This is a genomic window from Arthrobacter sp. Y3223065 (genome assembly GCF_059090885.1).
Map to the genome: position 1 here is coordinate 233,350 of NZ_JBNHGC010000004.1, position 15,195 is coordinate 248,544.

Below are 15,195 nucleotides of genomic sequence, written 5' to 3' on the forward strand. Positions count from 1 at the left end.
GGGCGCTCAGCGCGGGTCCAACACCGTGCCGAGGAACAGCGGAAGTCCCGTCGGCAGGTGGACGATCTGGTACAGGAAGGGCCGGTCGAACGAAAGCTCGACGTCGGGCCGCGGTGGCAGCGAACCGGCCATTATGTCAAGCTCCGTCACGGCCGCTGCGACTGTCCCCTTTTCCCCGACGGCGATGTTGGCTTGCTGGGCCGCGCCGGTCACCGAGGCGTCCTGCTGGATGGCCTCCAAATCGGGATTCGGGCCGAAGGTCTCGGCGAGTCCGAGTCGCCGCAGGATCGGCAGCAGGTCCTGGTGGTGGGTGTGGTTCCAGCTGGGCAGCTGCAGAAGGACCATGGCGTCGGCGGCACTGTCCAGGACCGCAGCCACGTCCCCCAGGCCTTCCTCGCCCAAGACCGGCGCACCGCTGTCGGGCAGGACAAGGCGCATCACGAATCCGTCGCTGTACGGCAGGTCGATGCCCTGCCAGCCGTTCCCGCGCCCGTACGCCGCCTGCACGAGATTGCCCATCATCGGTACCCTGACCGTCCCGCCCGAAGCCGTGGTGAAGGCGCCGTCCTCCGTTGCCGACGGGTCGAACGGCTGTTCCCAGGCAGCCGCGAAATAGACGGCGTTGAGGAGGGTCAGCGTGTTCCCGGGGTCGAAGGTGCCGGGGGCCTCGGTGATGCGCCCGCCGGTGTGGTGGTCCACCCACGCATCCATGGCGTGTTTGGTCGCTGGATCGGAATAGTCCACCGGATATACGCCGGAGCCGTAATGCCGGGCCAGGGTGTGCAGGTAGTCCTCGCCGGTGGGCGTCCCCTCGTCCACGAAGATGCCGTTCGCCAGGTGCAGCAGCGGCCGGACCGGCGGCTCCTCCTCGTCGACCGAGCCGGGATCGCCGTCGAAACCTTCCCACCCGGCCAACAGCCCGTTCATGGCGTCGTCAAGATTCCCGTCCGGCAGCCCCAAAACGGCATCCATCTCGCGGGCGGTAGTACTGCCGGCGCCGGCGCGGAGCATGGCAACGGCATAGAGCAGGCTCACCGGACTGGTGACCTGGTTTTTCTCCGGCGCCGCCGCGAGCATGGCTGCTCCCAGCTTGTAGGCCGAACGCCGCAGCGCGTCGACCTCGGCGGGATAATCCCCCGCTGCCGCGTCCACCCGGGCCACACCGTCCGCGGTCAGCAGTTCCGGAGGCGCCGCACAGCCGCCGAGCACCATGGCGGGCGCCACCCCCAAAGCCGCCAACGCCGCCGTCGTCCTCTTGCGCACCATGCTCTCCTCACCGTTGATCCCCCAACCTATGGGGCGGCAGGCCCCGAGGGCCAGAGGCGGCACACTACGATTCCGTGACAATCGCCGCGTGCCCGACCGGCCTCAGGGTGCCGGACAGCAGCCACGCACGCCGGCGTGGCCGGGGTCAGCGGGTTGCCGGTAGGCTCTCCCTGTGACTGAGCAGACATCTGAACTGACCAAGACCCCGGAAACCGGGCGCACTCCGTCCGCCATCGATGCCGTCGCAGACGCCTACACGGCGGCCCTGCTGGAGTTGGACCCTTCGCTGGCGACCTCCCTTGGCATCCCCGGACACGAGACCGAGTACCCGGACTACTCCCCTGCCGGCGCCGAGGCCTTCGCCGAGGTTACCCGAGAGGCGCTGCGGCGGCTCGAGGACCTGGAACCGACCGACGACGTGGACCGCGTCACCCTCGATGCGATGCACGAGAGGCTGGGCCTTGAACTCGAAATCCACGAGACCGGCTGGGACCTGGCGGACCTGAACAACATCGCCTCGCCGGCGCAGGACATCCGTGCCATCTTCGACCTGATGCCCACCGACACCGTCGAGGACTGGAACAACATCGCCGGCCGCATGGCGCACGTTCCGGACGCGATTGCCGGCTACGTGACGTCGCTGCGCGAGGCCAAGGACCGCGGTCTGGTCGCCGCCAAGCGGCAGGTGCGGATCGTGATCGAGCAGACCCGTGCGTACGCGGCCGAGGACGGTTTCTTCCGCACGCTGGCCGGGCACGCTGCATTGGAAGAGGGCGAGCTGTCCCGGGACCTGCGCGACCGGCTGGCCGATGCCGCGGGCACCGCGGCGACCGCCTACGGCCGGCTGGCCTCGTTCCTCGAGGCCGAGCTGCTCCCGGCAGCCCCGGAGCAGGACGCGGTGGGCCGGGAACGCTATGCCCTGATGTCGCGCCGTTTCCTGGGGTCTGCGGTGGATCTGGAAGCCACCTATGCCTGGGGCGTGGCGGAACTGGACCGCATCATCGCGGAGCAGGAAGCCGTGGCGGAACAAATCCGGCCCGGGGCCAGCATCGAGGAAGCGATGGCGCTGCTGGATTCGGATCCCCAGCGGCAGCTGCACGGCACCGAAGAGCTGCAGGCGTGGATGCAGGGCCTCTCGGACAAGGCCGTGGAGGAGCTGGCCGACCACTTCGACATTCCCGAACCCATGCGCCGGCTGGAGTGCATGATTGCCCCGACGCATGAGGGAGGCATCTACTACACCGGGCCCAGCGACGACTTCGCCCGGCCGGGCCGGATGTGGTGGTCGGTGCCCGAAGGCGAAGACAGCTTCACCACGTGGAAGGAAACCACCACGGTCTACCACGAGGGCGTTCCGGGCCACCACCTCCAGGTCGCGACGGCCACCTACCGCCGCGAGCTGCTGAACAACTGGCGGCGAAACATCTGCTGGGTTTCCGGCCACGGCGAAGGCTGGGCGCTGTATGCCGAACGCCTGATGGATGATTTGGGCTACTTGGCCGATCCGGGCGACCGGATGGGCATGCTCGACGCGCAGCGCATGCGGGCCGCGCGCGTGGTGTTCGACATCGGCGTCCACCTGGAGCTGGAGATCCCCGAGCGCTGGGGCTCGGGAACCTGGACCCCGGAGAAGGGCTACGAGTTCCTGCGCAAGAACATTGCCATCAGCAAGGGCCAGTTGGACTTTGAGTTCACCCGGTACCTTGGGTGGCCGGGACAGGCACCGTCCTACAAGCTCGGCCAGAAGCTCTGGGAGGAAATCCGCGACGAGCGGCGGCGTCGGGAGGGCGATGCCTTCGACATCAAGGCCTTCCACAGCCAGGCGCTGAACATCGGCTCGGTGGGACTGGACACCCTGCGGCGCGCGCTGCTGGGCGAGGACCCGGTGTACGCCGCCGGCTGACCCGGGCCCCGTCCGGCCGGGCGGGAACAGACAGGAGGGCCGATGCATCCCCCAACGGTGCACCGGCCCTCATCTGTGCCGGGTCCCTTCGGCCCGGTCAAGGGCGTACTCTCCGGCGGGAGAAGCTCCCGCCGAAATCGTATGGTCAGGCAACCGGTCCACGGGACAACGGCGGCAATTCTTTACGCTCAGGTCACGGGCCGGAAACACCCTAAGCAGGGTTCGCTTTGCGGCGCCGGATAAGCTTGGTCGGATGACCGACCTTCGCCTGATTCTGGCCTCAGCATCCCCCGCCCGCACCAAGCTCCTGACCGAAGCCGGCATCGCGCACGAGGTCCTGGTGTCGGATGTGGACGAAGAAGCAGTCACGGCGGGCTACGGCATCACCGACCCCCACGACACTGCGCTGTTGTTGGCACGGGCCAAGGCCGAGGCTGTCGCGGCGCTCCCCGCGGCCGAAGGCGCCTTGGTGCTTGGCTGCGACTCGGTGTTCGAACTCGACGGTGCGCCGTACGGCAAGCCGCACGAGCCGGACGTCGCCCGTGAACGCCTGCACCGGATGAGCGGGCGGCACGGCGTGCTGCACACCGGTCATTGGCTGGTGGACTGCCGCCCCACCGCCTTCGAAGCCGGCGCGCAGGAAACCCCCGACGCCGGATCGGGGGCCACCGTGGGCGCGGTCGCCTCCGCCGCGGTGCATTTCGCCCAGCTCACCGACACGGAAATCGACGCCTACGTGGCCAGCGGCGAACCGCTCCACGTTGCCGGTTCGTTCACCATCGACTCGCTGGGCGGCGCCTTCATCGAGCGGGTGGACGGCGACCCCCACGCCGTCGTCGGCCTTTCCGTCTCCACCTTGCGCCGACTGCTGGCCAGCGCCAACGTGCAGATCACCGACCTCTGGAACTGACCGCTCGGACGTTTTGTAGGACCTCTACAAAGAACCGCCCCTTCACACGCAGAAAAGGGATGGTTCATGAGCGAATCCCGCAAAAGCAGGCTAGGCTCCTCAAGGATAGAAGGAGCTTTGAATGACCCAGCGCATCACCAAGGTACTGATCGCCAACCGTGGTGAAATTGCCGTCCGCGTAGTTCGTGCAGCACGGGACGAAGGCATTGCCTCGGTCGCCGTCTATGCCGATCCGGACCGTGATGCCCTGCACGTCCGCCTGGCAGACGAGGCCTATGCACTCGGCGGGAGCACCGCGGCCGAATCCTATCTCGTGATGGACAAGCTCCTGCAGGTGGCCGAGGCCGCCGGTGCCGATGCCGTCCACCCCGGCTACGGTTTCCTGTCCGAAAACGCAGAGTTCGCCCAGCGGGTCATCGACGCCGGCCTGACCTGGATCGGCCCATCTCCCGACGCCATTTCCCAACTGGGCGACAAGGTCCAGGCCCGGCACATCGCCGAACGGGTCGGCGCCCCCTTGGTGCCCGGAACGCCCGATCCGGTGGGCAGCGTGCAGGAAGTCCTGGACTTCGCCGACACGCACGGCCTGCCGCTGGCCATTAAGGCGGCCTACGGCGGCGGCGGCCGCGGCATCAAGGTGGTCCGCGACCGAGAGGCCATCGCCGAGTCCTACGAGTCGGCGGTGCGCGAGGCCACGGCGGCATTCGGACGCGGCGAATGCTTCGTGGAGCGTTTCCTGGACTCTCCGCGGCACGTGGAAACCCAGTGCCTGGCCGACGCGCACGGCAACGTGGTGGTCATCTCTACCCGCGACTGTTCGCTGCAGCGCCGCAACCAGAAACTCGTGGAGGAGGCCCCGGCCCCGTTCCTGTCCCCCGAGCAGAACGAGCGCCTTTACGCAGCGTCCAAGGCGATCATGCGCGAGGCCAGGTACCAGGGCGCCGGCACCTGCGAATTCCTCGTCGGCCAGGACGGCACGATTTCCTTCCTCGAGGTCAACACCCGCCTGCAGGTGGAGCATCCCGTGTCCGAGGAAGTCACCGGCATCGACCTGGTCCGCGAACAGTTCCGCCTGGCCCGCGGCGAAGAGCTCGGCTATGACGACCCCGACGTGCGCGGCCACTCGTTCGAGTTTCGCATCAACGGCGAGGATGCCGGGCGCAATTTCATGCCGGCCCCCGGGACCGTCGAGACCCTGCGCCTGCCCACCGGCCCCGGCGTCCGCGTGGATTCGGGCATCGAGGCGGGCGAAGTCATCGGCGGCAACTTCGATTCCATGCTGGCCAAGCTGATCGTCACCGGCAGCACCCGCGCCCAGGCATTGGAGCGCGCCCGCCGCGCGCTGGACGAGATGGAAATCGGCGGCATGCCCACCGTGCTGCCGTTCCACCGCGCCGTGGTGGCCGACCCTGCCTTCGCCCCCGCGGATGGGCCTTTCAGCATCCACACCCGCTGGATTGAAACCGAGTTCGTCAACGACATCCCGGCCTTCCAGTCCGTCCCGGCCGCCGGACCCGACGACGACGGCGAACGCCAGCGTGTGACCGTCGAGGTCGGGGGTAAGCGGCTGGAGGTCGTGCTCCCGGCGGGTCTCGGCAGCGGTTCCGGCGCGCCGGCGAAGTCCAATGGCAAGCCCAAGCGCGCCGGCCGGGGCCGTTCCGGCTCCGCAGCCGGTGCCGTGACCGCTGGCGACGGATTGGCCTCGCCGATGCAGGGCACGATCGTGAAGGTAGCCGTCACCGAAGGCGACACGGTTGCGGAAGGCGATCTCGTCGTCGTCCTGGAGGCGATGAAGATGGAGCAGCCGCTCACCGCGCACAAGTCCGGGACCATCCTGGGGCTGGCAGCCAAGCCCGGGGACACCGTTTCAGCCGGTGCCGTGCTGGCCACCATCGCGGATTAAGGCGCCATTTTCCGGGCGAACTGTATCACCGCTTGTAGTCTTGTCACGTTTTAGTACCAAGTGGGCGCGGCAACTTACTAAGCACGCTGTCCATGCGGTAGCGTGATGCTTACCAAGGAGCAGAACCCGGCCTGACCGGGAGAATTGACGCAGCACCTAACAAAGGAGATGCACCACATGAACTTCCTAGCATTCCTCTTACTCGGACTTATTGCCGGAGCCATCGCCAAGCTGATCCTTCCCGGACGGCAGGGCGGCGGCTGGATTGCCACGCTCGTCCTCGGTGTCATCGGTGCCCTCCTGGGCGGATGGATCGGCGGTGCTGTGATGGGCGCCGACATGAACGAATTCTTCAGCCTCGAATCGTGGATCTGGGCCATTATTGGCGCCCTGATCGTGCTGGTGATCTGGGGCTTCATCACCAAGAGGAGGAGCACAACCGCTTAACCTTGGCCGATTGAACTGCTCCTTCAGCGGCACAAAGGCCCGCCGTCCACCGGAGACGGCGGGCCTTTGCCATGCCCGCAACTGCGGCGGCACCTGAACCACGGCAAAGAAAGACCCGCGGCCCCGGCCGCGGGTCTTTCTTTTAGTCCTACGAACAGGTCAGCTCGACTGGTTCTCGTAGTCCATGTCCTTGGTTTCCTTGGTCAGCAGCAGGGCGACCAGGGTCAGGACGGCAGCGCCACTGAGGTAGAGGCCCACCAGGACCGTGCTGCCCCCGGCCGCCTGCCACAGGGCGACGGCGATGAACGGGGCCACCGAAGCGCCCAGGATCGAGGAGAAGTTGTAGGCCACGGCCGACCCGGTGTAGCGCACGTTGGTCGGGAACAGTTCGGGCAGGATTGCGCCCATCGGTCCGAAGGTCAGGCCCATCAGCGTGAAGCCGATGATCAGGTGCGCCATGGTGCCGGCGAAGCCGCCGTCGAAAAGCGGCACCCAGAGGAAGCCGAATGCCATGATGCCCAGGGACACCGCGATCAGCGTCTTCTTGCGGCCATACTTTTCGGCCAGGGGTCCCGACACCAGGGTGAAGATGCCGAAGAACACGACGCCGATGATCAGCATCAGCAGGAAGTCGTTGCGGGCGTAGCCCAGCCCGGCGGCGAAGGTGTCCGGATCGAACGGCTTTCCGGCCGCCTCGGCCGCGGCGGCGGCGTCCTCGGCGTTGGTCGCTGCCGTGCCGTACGAGAGCGTGAAGGTGGTCATCAGGTAGAACAGCACGTAGGTCGCCAGCATGATGAACGTACCCAGGATCAGCTGGCGCCAGCTGGTCTTGAACACCCGGCCCAGCGGCAGCTTGGTCACCTCGCCCTTGTCCACAACCTTCTGGAAGGCAGGGGTTTCCACCAGCTTCAGGCGCACCCACAGGCCGATGATGACCATCACGGCGCTGGCCAGGAACGGAATGCGCCAACCCCAGTCCATGAACTCGTCATTGGCAAGGTTGATGCTCAGCACCAGGAACAGCGAGTTGGCGATGATGAAGCCGATCGGGGCACCCAACTGCGGGAAGGTGCCGTAGATGGCCCGCTTGTTGGCCGGCGCATTCTCAGTAGCCAGGAGGGCCGCGCCGCTCCATTCGCCGCCAAGGGCCAAGCCCTGGGCGAAGCGCATGACCACCAGCAGGGCGGGCGCCCAGAAGGACCAGCCGTCCACCTGGGCGGTGGGCAGGCAGCCGATCAGGAAGGTGGCGATGCCCATGGTGAGCAGCGAAGCCACCAGCGTTCCTTTGCGGCCGAACTTGTCGCCGAAGTGCCCGAAAATGATGGACCCCAACGGACGGGCGATGAAGGCTACGCCGAATACCGCGAACGAACTCAGCAGTGCGACGGCTCCGCTGGCATTCGGGAAGAACAGCGCCGGGAACACGAGCACGGCGGCCGTGGCATAGACGTAGAAGTCATAGAACTCGATGGACGTGCCAACGAGGCTGGCAACGATGACGCGGCCGCGGGAGTTCACCGGCGCGGCAGGCGCCCCCGCGGTAACTGATGCTGGTTTGGACATTGGTGTGTCGGCTTTCGCTCGAATGAATAACTTCTGAATCTTAGTCAGATGGGTCCGCGATCCGGACAATTGTTTCAATATGTGGACCGCTGTGCTAGGCGTCCTCACCACGCCCGCCGCGTCCCCCCGTGCCGCCGTGCCGCCGGCCAAGGCTCGCCGCGGTCGCCGGTCCGCCGTAGGCTGGGTGCGGACCGTAGGAGGCATGCGCGGCAAGGGAGAGCCCGATGGAGGCCGATGAACGGCACAGGATGCTGGCGCGCCCCGATGCGGCCCTCTCCGTTTACTCCTACGGCCCGCCGCACGGTTCCGGGATTCCAGCCGTCCTGCTGATCCACGGCTACCCCGATGACCACTCGGTCTTCGCCTCCGTCGCCACCGCGCTGAGCGCCGATAGCCACGTCATCTCCTATGACACCCGCAATGCCGGGGCATCCCGAACCACCGTCGCCCATCGCAGCGCCTATCGCCTGCCCGTCCTGGTGGACGATCTCTTTGCGGTGATCGATGCCTCCGGGGCACGGGGCGTGCACCTCGTAGGACACGACTGGGGATCGATCCAAGGCTGGGCAGCGGCCCAGGATACCCGTGCCGAGGGCCGGATTCTGAGCTTCACCAGCATTTCCGGCCCGGACCTGGGCCATCTTCATCGCTGGTTCGGCCGCAGGATACGCAGGCCCGTGCTCTGGCCGCAGGCGGCAGGCCAGGCATTGCGCAGCTTGTACGTCGCCGGGTTCCAGTTGCCGGTACTGCCGGAACTTGCCTGGCGGACGCTCCTGACCCGTCCGTACGAGCGGTTCGCCGGCCGGAGGATCGGCGACAACGGTGCCCGCGGACTCGCCCTGTACCGGGCGAACTGGTACCGCCCCCAGATCCTGTCGGCCCGCTGCCGGATTCCCGTGCAGGTGATAGTCCCGCGGCGGGACCCGTTCCTCTCGCCCCACCTCGTGGACGGGCTGGAGGATTGGGTGCCGCAGTTGAAGGTCGTTGAAGTCGACGGCGGCCACTGGTGGCCCGCAGAGGCCGGAGAATCAGCTGCGCGGATGGTGAGGAGCTGGATTGCAGATTTAGCGGGGACTTGAGGTTTCGCTTGAAGGCCCCCGGCGTGCCGGCCTGGCTATCCCAGCGGCCCCGGCGGGCTGCCACCGAAGGCGCGTCTGGGCTATCCCCGAAGGCGCGTCTGGGCTATCCCCGAAGGCGCGTCCGTGGCTATCCCCGCGGCCGCGCCCGGCGCGACACGGCGTAGGACGGAGCGCGCAGCTTCTCGATCCACCGGTAGGTTGCCGCGCCCGGAAGCCGGTGCACGATCGGGTCAAAACGCAGGGCGGTGTCTCCCCCGCCCTGCGCGGGCCGCAGCGTGAGGGTAGCAAACCGGCGCCACGGGCCCCACGGCTGCGCATGGAACAGCGCCAGCACCCAGTCCTCGCTGCCCAGCGCCCGTCCGAATCCGACGGGATCCGCCGGAAGCCGCCCGTTCGGCCGGAGCGTGCGGGCGGCGAGCTGGACCGGGCCGCGTGCCCCTCGGTAGGGCATCACCGTGGTCAGCACTGCCGCACGAACATCCCGCCGGGGCTGCAGAAGATACCTTCCGACCCGGGAGGCGCCGCTGGAAGCCAGCAGGATGTCGGCCTGCCCGCCCTCTGTGGTGACCCGCAGCGCGAGCCCGATGATGTCGGGAAACCGCGGCGGCAGCCCGGCTGACCTTGACAGCCGCGCCTCGACGTCGTTGTCCCCCGCTTCGTCCAGCCACGGTATGCCACAGGCGATGGACTTTCCCGATCTCTCCAGCCGCCCTTCAAGGTGAAGTCCGATCGGATGAATGGGCCGGGCGGGCCGCAGCGTCTTGAGCGCCGAGAAGACAAAGGCCAGGCCACGCCCCGCTGCTGTGCCAATGTGATCTGGCATGGCTGCCGGCTCCTTCCCCCGTGACGCTGCACCGCTTCTGCCAACGCTCGCGTCATCGCCGTCCACTGTCATGCAGGCGAGCCATTCGGGCTGCGGCACCACCATAGACAGCATACTGAGCATCAGCCTACTCTGATTGGCATCGGGCACTACGCGGACTTCGCCAAACCGGGTCCGCCGCCCCTGGCGGGAGGAAATCCATGATGAGCAGCGGCAAGGAATATTCCGGTTCCGGGGAAGAGGAAGCAGCAGCTCCCCCAGATCCGGAGCCCGGCGACGAAAACAGCACGAAATCCGAGAATCCAATGGAAACCTCCGGTCCCGATTCCAAGGATGTGCAGGGGGAAGCCGCAGCCGAAAACGCCAAGGAATCGGGCGGATACGGCTACTGAAGCCGCCGCCCCTGGCTCGAGGCTGTGCCGTCCGTTTCCGTCCGCGCCGGATGGCAAGGTTGCCACATGAACAAAGTAGACGTCAGGACCGCCAGCCGGTACGCACGGGCCCGCGCCGAACCCCGCGCCCGCGCCGAAGCTCGCCATGCCGGGGCCACGCGCGAGCCCTACCGCCGGGAACCTTATGTCCGGGTGCGCCACGAGGGAAAGACCTTCGATGCCAAGGCCATTTCCTGGGACCGGACCAGCGTGCAGGTGAAGTGGATGGATACGCACGGCTCCGCCCGTACCGCCTGGGTTCCCGGCAGCGAGGTCCGCCGGATCCACCGTGACGAGTCCGGCTGGCGCGACCCCTATGATGACTACGCTTTTTACTATCCCGGCACCTAGGGCAAGCCTCGAATACGGCACAATGGATCGGTGACCGAATCATCCGCGCCTGCCCCGCCCGCCCCCGCAGCAACCCCGCCTCCTGTCGATCCGGCCGCGCTCAATGCCCGGATCCACGCCCAGCTCGCCCAGGAGCTCGGCGTCCATGCCTGGCAGGTCAAGGCCGCGGTGGAAATGCTCGACGGCGGTGCCACCGTCCCGTTTATCGCCCGGTACCGCAAAGAGGCCACCGGGACGCTGGATGACGCCCAGCTGCGTGACCTCGAGGAGCGGCTGCGCTACCTGCGGGAACTGGAAGACCGCCGTCGTGCCGTGCTGGAGGCCATTGCCGCACAGGGCAAACTGACCGCCGAGCTGGAAGCGACCGTCAACGGAGCCGAGACGAAGGCGCGGCTGGAGGACATCTACCTTCCCTACAAGTCCAAGCGGCGGACGAAGGCGCAGATTGCCCGCGAAGCAGGCCTGGAGCCGCTCGCCGACGGCCTCCTGGCCGACCCGTCCCAGGATCCGCTGTCAGCGGCTGGAGGGTTTCTCAATGCCGGGCACGCCATCAACGAGCCGGCCGATGCCTTGGCCGGTGCCCGGGCGATTCTGGTGGAGCGGGTCAGCCAGGACGCCGATCTGGTCTCCGAACTGCGCGAACGGCTGTGGCAGCAGGGCCTGGTGCGGGCGGAGGTCCGCGAGGGCATGGCGGAAACCGGCCAGAAGTTCGCCGACTACTTCGACTTTGCCCAAGACCCCGCCGGCCTTCCATCGCACCGGGTGCTGGCGCTGCTTCGGGGCGAGAAGGAAGGCGTGCTGAACCTGGACATCAGCGAAGGCAATCCGGCTCATCCGGAGGACTTCGCCGAGGCGCGCGGCCGGTTTGAGAACGCCGTGGCGTCACGGATGGGCGTGGTTGACCGCGGGCGGCCAGCCGACCGGTGGCTCCAGCAAACCGCGCAGCTGGGCTGGCGGCGGATCCTGGTCAAGCTGGCCATCGACCTCCGTGTGCGGCTGTTCACGGCAGCAGAAGACGAAGCAGTGCGGGTCTTCGCCGCCAATTTGAGGGACGTGCTGCTGGCCGCACCGGCCGGCAACCGCGCCACCTTGGGGCTGGACCCCGGACTGCGCACGGGCGTGAAGGTCGCGGTCGTGGACGGCACCGGCAAGGTGGTGGCGACCGATACCATTTATCCGCATGCTCCGGCCAGGAAATGGGACGACTCGCTCGCCACCCTGGCCAGGCTCGCGGATCAACACGCCGTCGAACTCGTGGCCATCGGCAACGGGACCGCTTCGCGGGAAACCGACAAGCTGGCCACCGAGCTGATCAAACTGATGGAGCCCACCCGCAGACTGCAGAAGCTGGTGGTTTCGGAGGCGGGTGCGTCGGTCTACTCGGCCTCGGCCTTGGCCTCGGCGGAACTGCCCGAACTGGATGTCTCGCTGCGCGGTGCCGTCTCGATCGCGCGCCGGCTGCAGGACCCGCTGGCGGAACTGGTCAAGATCGACCCGAAGTCCATCGGCGTGGGGCAATACCAGCACGACGTCACGGCCAGCAAGCTGGAGCGGTCCTTGGACGCGGTGGTCGAAGACTGCGTCAACGCGGTCGGGGTGGACCTGAACACCGCCTCCCCGTCGCTGCTCTCCCGCGTGGCCGGCCTCGGTACGCAATTGAGCGAGAATATCGTGGCCTACCGCAACGCCAACGGCCCGTTCGCCAAGCGCTCCGAGCTGAAGAAGGTCCCGCGGCTGGGTGAGAAGGCGTTCGAACAGTGCGCCGGATTCCTTCGCATTACCGGCGGGGCGGAGCCGCTTGATGCGTCCAGCGTGCACCCGGAGGCGTACGGCGTCGCCCGGAAGATCCTCGCCGCCGCAGGCACAACCGCGACGGCGGCGGGACGGGGCGCCCAGTCCCTGGCCGTACTGGACCCGCAGCAGTTCGTCGACGAGCACTTTGGCCTTCCGACGGTGGTGGACATCATCACCGAGCTGGAGAAGCCGGGCCGCGACCCTCGCCCGACCTTCACCACCGCCTCTTTCACCGAGGGCGTGGAAAAGATTTCCGACTTGATGCCGGGCATGGTGCTGGAAGGCACCGTAACCAACGTCGCGGCGTTCGGAGCCTTCGTCGACGTCGGCGTCCATCAGGACGGGCTGGTCCACATCTCCGCCATGTCGAACAAGTTCGTCTCGGATCCCCATGACGTGGTCAAGTCCGGCCAGGTAGTGAAGGTCAAGGTTTTGGAAGCCGATCCGGAGCGCAAGCGCATCTCCCTGACGCTGCGGCTCGACGACGAAGCACCCGCCGGCGACCGGCGCCAGCCCGGGTCCGGCCAGCCAGGCCGCGCCGGCGAAACCAGCACCCCAAAGGGCGGGGCCCGTCCCGGTCCCGCCGGGGGCAAGACAGGGCGCCGCGACGGCCGGAAGCCCGGGCGCGGCGACGGTGGCAAGCCGGGGCGCGGCGACGGACGGAAGCCCGGCGGAGGTACCGGCTCCGCTCCCGGCCCCGGAGCCTCCGCCGACACCGCAATGGCCGAGGCGCTCCGGCGGGCAGGCTTGGGAAGCTAGCAAAGGAACAGCCCCAGCACCACCCTCACGTCCGGAGCACTCCCTCCGGACGGGACGAGGGAAAGGTTCTGGGGCTGTTCCTTTGCGGATGGTGGACTAACGGAGACTGTGCCTCCGGCCCCGGTTACGGGGTCTGAAACCACAGTCACCACTGTGACGGACACCGCTTAAGGCCGCGGAGGCATTCGCTGAAGATTTGCTCAGCTTTGGCCTAAGAGGGCGGCTTGGTCCGGCCCAACGCCCGCCCGAGACCGGCGACGCCGCGGACACCGCCTGTCGGCCCGCCAGCCCGGGAGCACGGGCAGGCGAAATTGGTGCTCAAGAGTTACCCAAGGATGCGGCCGCACGCCTCGGTTGGCCCCGACAGTCGCTTACGATGTAAGTAGTTCGAAGTCGCAACAAGTTTGAAAGGAGCGCCGCCCGATGCTCCCTTCCGGGCAGTCCTCCGCGTCCGGCCATCAGGCGTTCTCATGACCGCCATCGCGCCGGAAATGCCTCTGGTTTCACCCGCAGTGCTGGAAAAACTGGCAACAGACCTCGACGACCACGACGGCAGCATGCGCCGCCGCTTCATCGGCAATTATGTGGGGCTCTGGGAACACCGCTATGGAAGGGTTTCCAACGCCATTCTCGCCCGGGACGCCGAAGCCGCCATGGACGCAATCCTCAGTTTGAAGATCTCCAGCAGCATGGTAGGGGCCGGACGGCTCGGCCAAATGGCAGAACATCTCGAAGGCCTGGTCAACGGCCGGCTCTTTGACGCCGCGGCTACCCTTTTGGACGACCTGCGCACCTGCGGAATGACGACGACGTCACAGCTGCGCAACCTGCATCTGCAGTAGCGCGCGCGTCAGGTGGGATTTTAGCGCCGGGGTGGCGTCACTGCTTTGGTGCCAGGCTGTAGCCCACGCCGCGGACTGTCTTAATCCAGCGCGGGGACTTGGTGTCGTCGCCGAGCTTGCGGCGGAGGTTGGCCATGTGCACTTCGATCGTGCGTTCGTCGGAATCCGAAATGTAGCCGCCGGTGTTATAGGGCTCGTTGCGAAGCCGGCGGACCAGATCGGCCTTGGTCCGCACCACCCGGCCGCTTTCCATCAGGGCGTACAGCAGGTCGAACTCGCTGCGGGTCAGTTCGAGCTCGCGCCCGGACCGGATCACCGTGCGGGCACGGTGGTCGACCACGATGCCATTGTGTTCGAGCACCCCGTCACCGGCCGGGCTGGCCGCACCGGCTGCGGCAAGCGCTGCCCCGGCGCCGGTCTCGGCCGCGAAGGCTGGCGCCCCGCCGCTTCCTGCGAGCCCAGCTACCGAAACGGCACCGGACGTCGACAGCGACAGGCCCGGATGCCCCCCGGGGCCCACCCCTGCTCCCTGCAGGACGGGTTCGGGCGCCGGTGCGGTGACCGCCGTGCCGGCCCCGGCCGGCCCTGCCGGCGTGCCCCCGCGGGTACCGCCGTCCTCCGGCAAACCGCCGTCGCTGCCCTTGACGGTACGCGGGCGGCGCAGCATCGCGGTGATCCTGGCGCGCAGTTCCCGGGGGCGAAATGGCTTGGTGAGGTAATCGTCGGCGCCGGTTTCCAGTCCCAGCAAAGTGTCCAGTTCTTCGGCACGCGCGGTGAGCATGATGATGTAGGTGTCGCTGAAGCGGCGCACCTGGCGGGCCACCTCGAAGCCGTCGATGTCCGGCAGTCCGAGGTCGAGGGTGACGACATCAGGATTGTGGCGCTTGATGGCGGCAACGCCTTCCATCCCGGAGGAGGCGGTGTACACCGTGAATCCGGAACTGGACAGGACCGTCGAGATCAACTCCCGGATGTCCAGGTCATCCTCCACAATGACGGCAGTACGCTGCTCGCTCATTCTTTATCCCCCAACTGACTAACTTCGGTTCATCGTTTCATTGCATAGCTATTTGATGATCATAGACCCAGAAACAAACAATGTGGCGAAATAGTAGTCGGGAATG

13 protein-coding genes are annotated in these 15,195 nt (G+C 67.3%); 9 read left to right on the forward strand and 4 right to left on the reverse strand.

Annotated features, from left to right (window positions below; genetic code table 11):
* Nucleotides 1-6 precede the first annotated feature (6 nt).
* Nucleotides 7-1,266: a serpin family protein gene (locus tag AC5RUK_RS12805; RefSeq protein ID WP_494152379.1), complete on the reverse strand. Its 1,260-nt coding sequence runs from the start codon at nucleotides 1,264-1,266 to the stop codon at nucleotides 7-9.
* 172 nt (nucleotides 1,267-1,438) lie between these two features.
* On the opposite strand from AC5RUK_RS12805, the gene AC5RUK_RS12810 reads away from it, so the two are divergent.
* The 4 genes from AC5RUK_RS12810 to AC5RUK_RS12825 all read left to right on the forward strand — a co-directional run bounded on the left by AC5RUK_RS12810 (nucleotide 1,439) and on the right by AC5RUK_RS12825 (nucleotide 6,429).
* A complete protein-coding gene (locus AC5RUK_RS12810; RefSeq protein ID WP_494152380.1) occupies nucleotides 1,439-3,169 on the forward strand; it encodes a DUF885 domain-containing protein in 1,731 nt (576 codons plus the stop codon).
* 253 nt (nucleotides 3,170-3,422) lie between these two features.
* The gene (locus AC5RUK_RS12815; RefSeq protein WP_493988043.1) at nucleotides 3,423-4,079 is read left to right on the forward strand and encodes a Maf family protein; all 657 of its coding nucleotides are present in this window, start codon (nucleotides 3,423-3,425) and stop codon (nucleotides 4,077-4,079) included.
* A gap of 121 nt (nucleotides 4,080-4,200) precedes the next feature.
* On the forward strand, nucleotides 4,201-5,982 hold the full coding sequence (locus AC5RUK_RS12820) for an acetyl/propionyl/methylcrotonyl-CoA carboxylase subunit alpha (protein ID WP_493988042.1): 1,782 nt from the start codon (nucleotides 4,201-4,203) through the stop codon (nucleotides 5,980-5,982).
* A 177-nt stretch (nucleotides 5,983-6,159) separates the two neighbouring features.
* Nucleotides 6,160-6,429, forward strand: coding sequence for a GlsB/YeaQ/YmgE family stress response membrane protein (locus AC5RUK_RS12825; protein ID WP_493977616.1), 270 nt, complete (start codon nucleotides 6,160-6,162; stop codon nucleotides 6,427-6,429).
* A gap of 159 nt (nucleotides 6,430-6,588) precedes the next feature.
* On the opposite strand, the gene AC5RUK_RS12830 is transcribed toward AC5RUK_RS12825, so the two are convergent.
* Nucleotides 6,589-7,992 carry an MFS transporter gene (locus AC5RUK_RS12830; RefSeq protein WP_494152381.1) on the reverse strand — a complete coding sequence of 468 codons (1,404 nt, stop codon included), beginning with the start codon at nucleotides 7,990-7,992 and terminating at the stop codon, nucleotides 6,589-6,591.
* 224 nt (nucleotides 7,993-8,216) lie between these two features.
* Here AC5RUK_RS12830 and AC5RUK_RS12835 point away from each other — a divergent pair, with 224 nt between their 5' ends.
* Nucleotides 8,217-9,071, forward strand: a complete 855-nt coding sequence (locus AC5RUK_RS12835; RefSeq protein ID WP_494152382.1) for an alpha/beta fold hydrolase — start codon at nucleotides 8,217-8,219, stop codon at nucleotides 9,069-9,071.
* A 127-nt stretch (nucleotides 9,072-9,198) separates the two neighbouring features.
* Here the strand turns inward: AC5RUK_RS12835 and AC5RUK_RS12840 are convergent, their stop codons facing one another.
* Complete coding sequence (locus tag AC5RUK_RS12840) at nucleotides 9,199-9,894, reverse strand: hypothetical protein (protein WP_494152383.1); 696 nt, start codon at nucleotides 9,892-9,894, stop codon at nucleotides 9,199-9,201.
* A gap of 203 nt (nucleotides 9,895-10,097) precedes the next feature.
* On the opposite strand from AC5RUK_RS12840, the gene AC5RUK_RS12845 reads away from it, so the two are divergent.
* The 4 genes from AC5RUK_RS12845 to AC5RUK_RS12860 all read left to right on the forward strand — a co-directional run bounded on the left by AC5RUK_RS12845 (nucleotide 10,098) and on the right by AC5RUK_RS12860 (nucleotide 14,071).
* Entirely contained in the window at nucleotides 10,098-10,286 is a 189-nt protein-coding gene (locus AC5RUK_RS12845; RefSeq protein ID WP_493988038.1) for a hypothetical protein, read from the forward strand.
* Between the two features lie 66 nt (nucleotides 10,287-10,352).
* A complete protein-coding gene (locus tag AC5RUK_RS12850; RefSeq protein ID WP_494152384.1) occupies nucleotides 10,353-10,676 on the forward strand; it encodes a hypothetical protein in 324 nt (107 codons plus the stop codon).
* 30 nt (nucleotides 10,677-10,706) lie between these two features.
* Nucleotides 10,707-13,229: a Tex family protein gene (locus AC5RUK_RS12855; RefSeq protein WP_494152385.1), complete on the forward strand. Its 2,523-nt coding sequence runs from the start codon at nucleotides 10,707-10,709 to the stop codon at nucleotides 13,227-13,229.
* A gap of 470 nt (nucleotides 13,230-13,699) precedes the next feature.
* Nucleotides 13,700-14,071 (forward strand): hypothetical protein, encoded by a 372-nt coding sequence (locus tag AC5RUK_RS12860; protein WP_493988035.1) that lies wholly within the window; start codon nucleotides 13,700-13,702, stop codon nucleotides 14,069-14,071.
* A 37-nt stretch (nucleotides 14,072-14,108) separates the two neighbouring features.
* Here the strand turns inward: AC5RUK_RS12860 and AC5RUK_RS12865 are convergent, their stop codons facing one another.
* Nucleotides 14,109-15,089, reverse strand: a complete 981-nt coding sequence (locus AC5RUK_RS12865; RefSeq protein ID WP_494152386.1) for a response regulator transcription factor — start codon at nucleotides 15,087-15,089, stop codon at nucleotides 14,109-14,111.
* Nucleotides 15,090-15,195: the final 106 nt, after the last annotated feature.

Bases quoted from the DNA above. Each gene is read 5' to 3' on its own strand.
- AC5RUK_RS12805 (WP_494152379.1), bottom strand. From the start codon at position 1,266: ATGGTGCGCAAGAGGACGACGGCGGCGTTGGCGGCTTTGGGGGTGGCG.
- AC5RUK_RS12815 (WP_493988043.1), top strand. From the start codon at position 3,423: ATGACCGACCTTCGCCTGATTCTGGCCTCAGCATCCCCCGCCCGCACC.
- AC5RUK_RS12820 (WP_493988042.1), top strand. From the start codon at position 4,201: ATGACCCAGCGCATCACCAAGGTACTGATCGCCAACCGTGGTGAAATT.
- AC5RUK_RS12825 (WP_493977616.1), top strand. From the start codon at position 6,160: ATGAACTTCCTAGCATTCCTCTTACTCGGACTTATTGCCGGAGCCATC.
- AC5RUK_RS12830 (WP_494152381.1), bottom strand. From the start codon at position 7,992: ATGTCCAAACCAGCATCAGTTACCGCGGGGGCGCCTGCCGCGCCGGTG.
- AC5RUK_RS12835 (WP_494152382.1), top strand. From the start codon at position 8,217: ATGGAGGCCGATGAACGGCACAGGATGCTGGCGCGCCCCGATGCGGCC.
- AC5RUK_RS12840 (WP_494152383.1), bottom strand. From the start codon at position 9,894: ATGCCAGATCACATTGGCACAGCAGCGGGGCGTGGCCTGGCCTTTGTC.
- AC5RUK_RS12845 (WP_493988038.1), top strand. From the start codon at position 10,098: ATGAGCAGCGGCAAGGAATATTCCGGTTCCGGGGAAGAGGAAGCAGCA.
- AC5RUK_RS12850 (WP_494152384.1), top strand. From the start codon at position 10,353: ATGAACAAAGTAGACGTCAGGACCGCCAGCCGGTACGCACGGGCCCGC.
- AC5RUK_RS12860 (WP_493988035.1), top strand. From the start codon at position 13,700: ATGACCGCCATCGCGCCGGAAATGCCTCTGGTTTCACCCGCAGTGCTG.
- AC5RUK_RS12865 (WP_494152386.1), bottom strand. From the start codon at position 15,089: ATGAGCGAGCAGCGTACTGCCGTCATTGTGGAGGATGACCTGGACATC.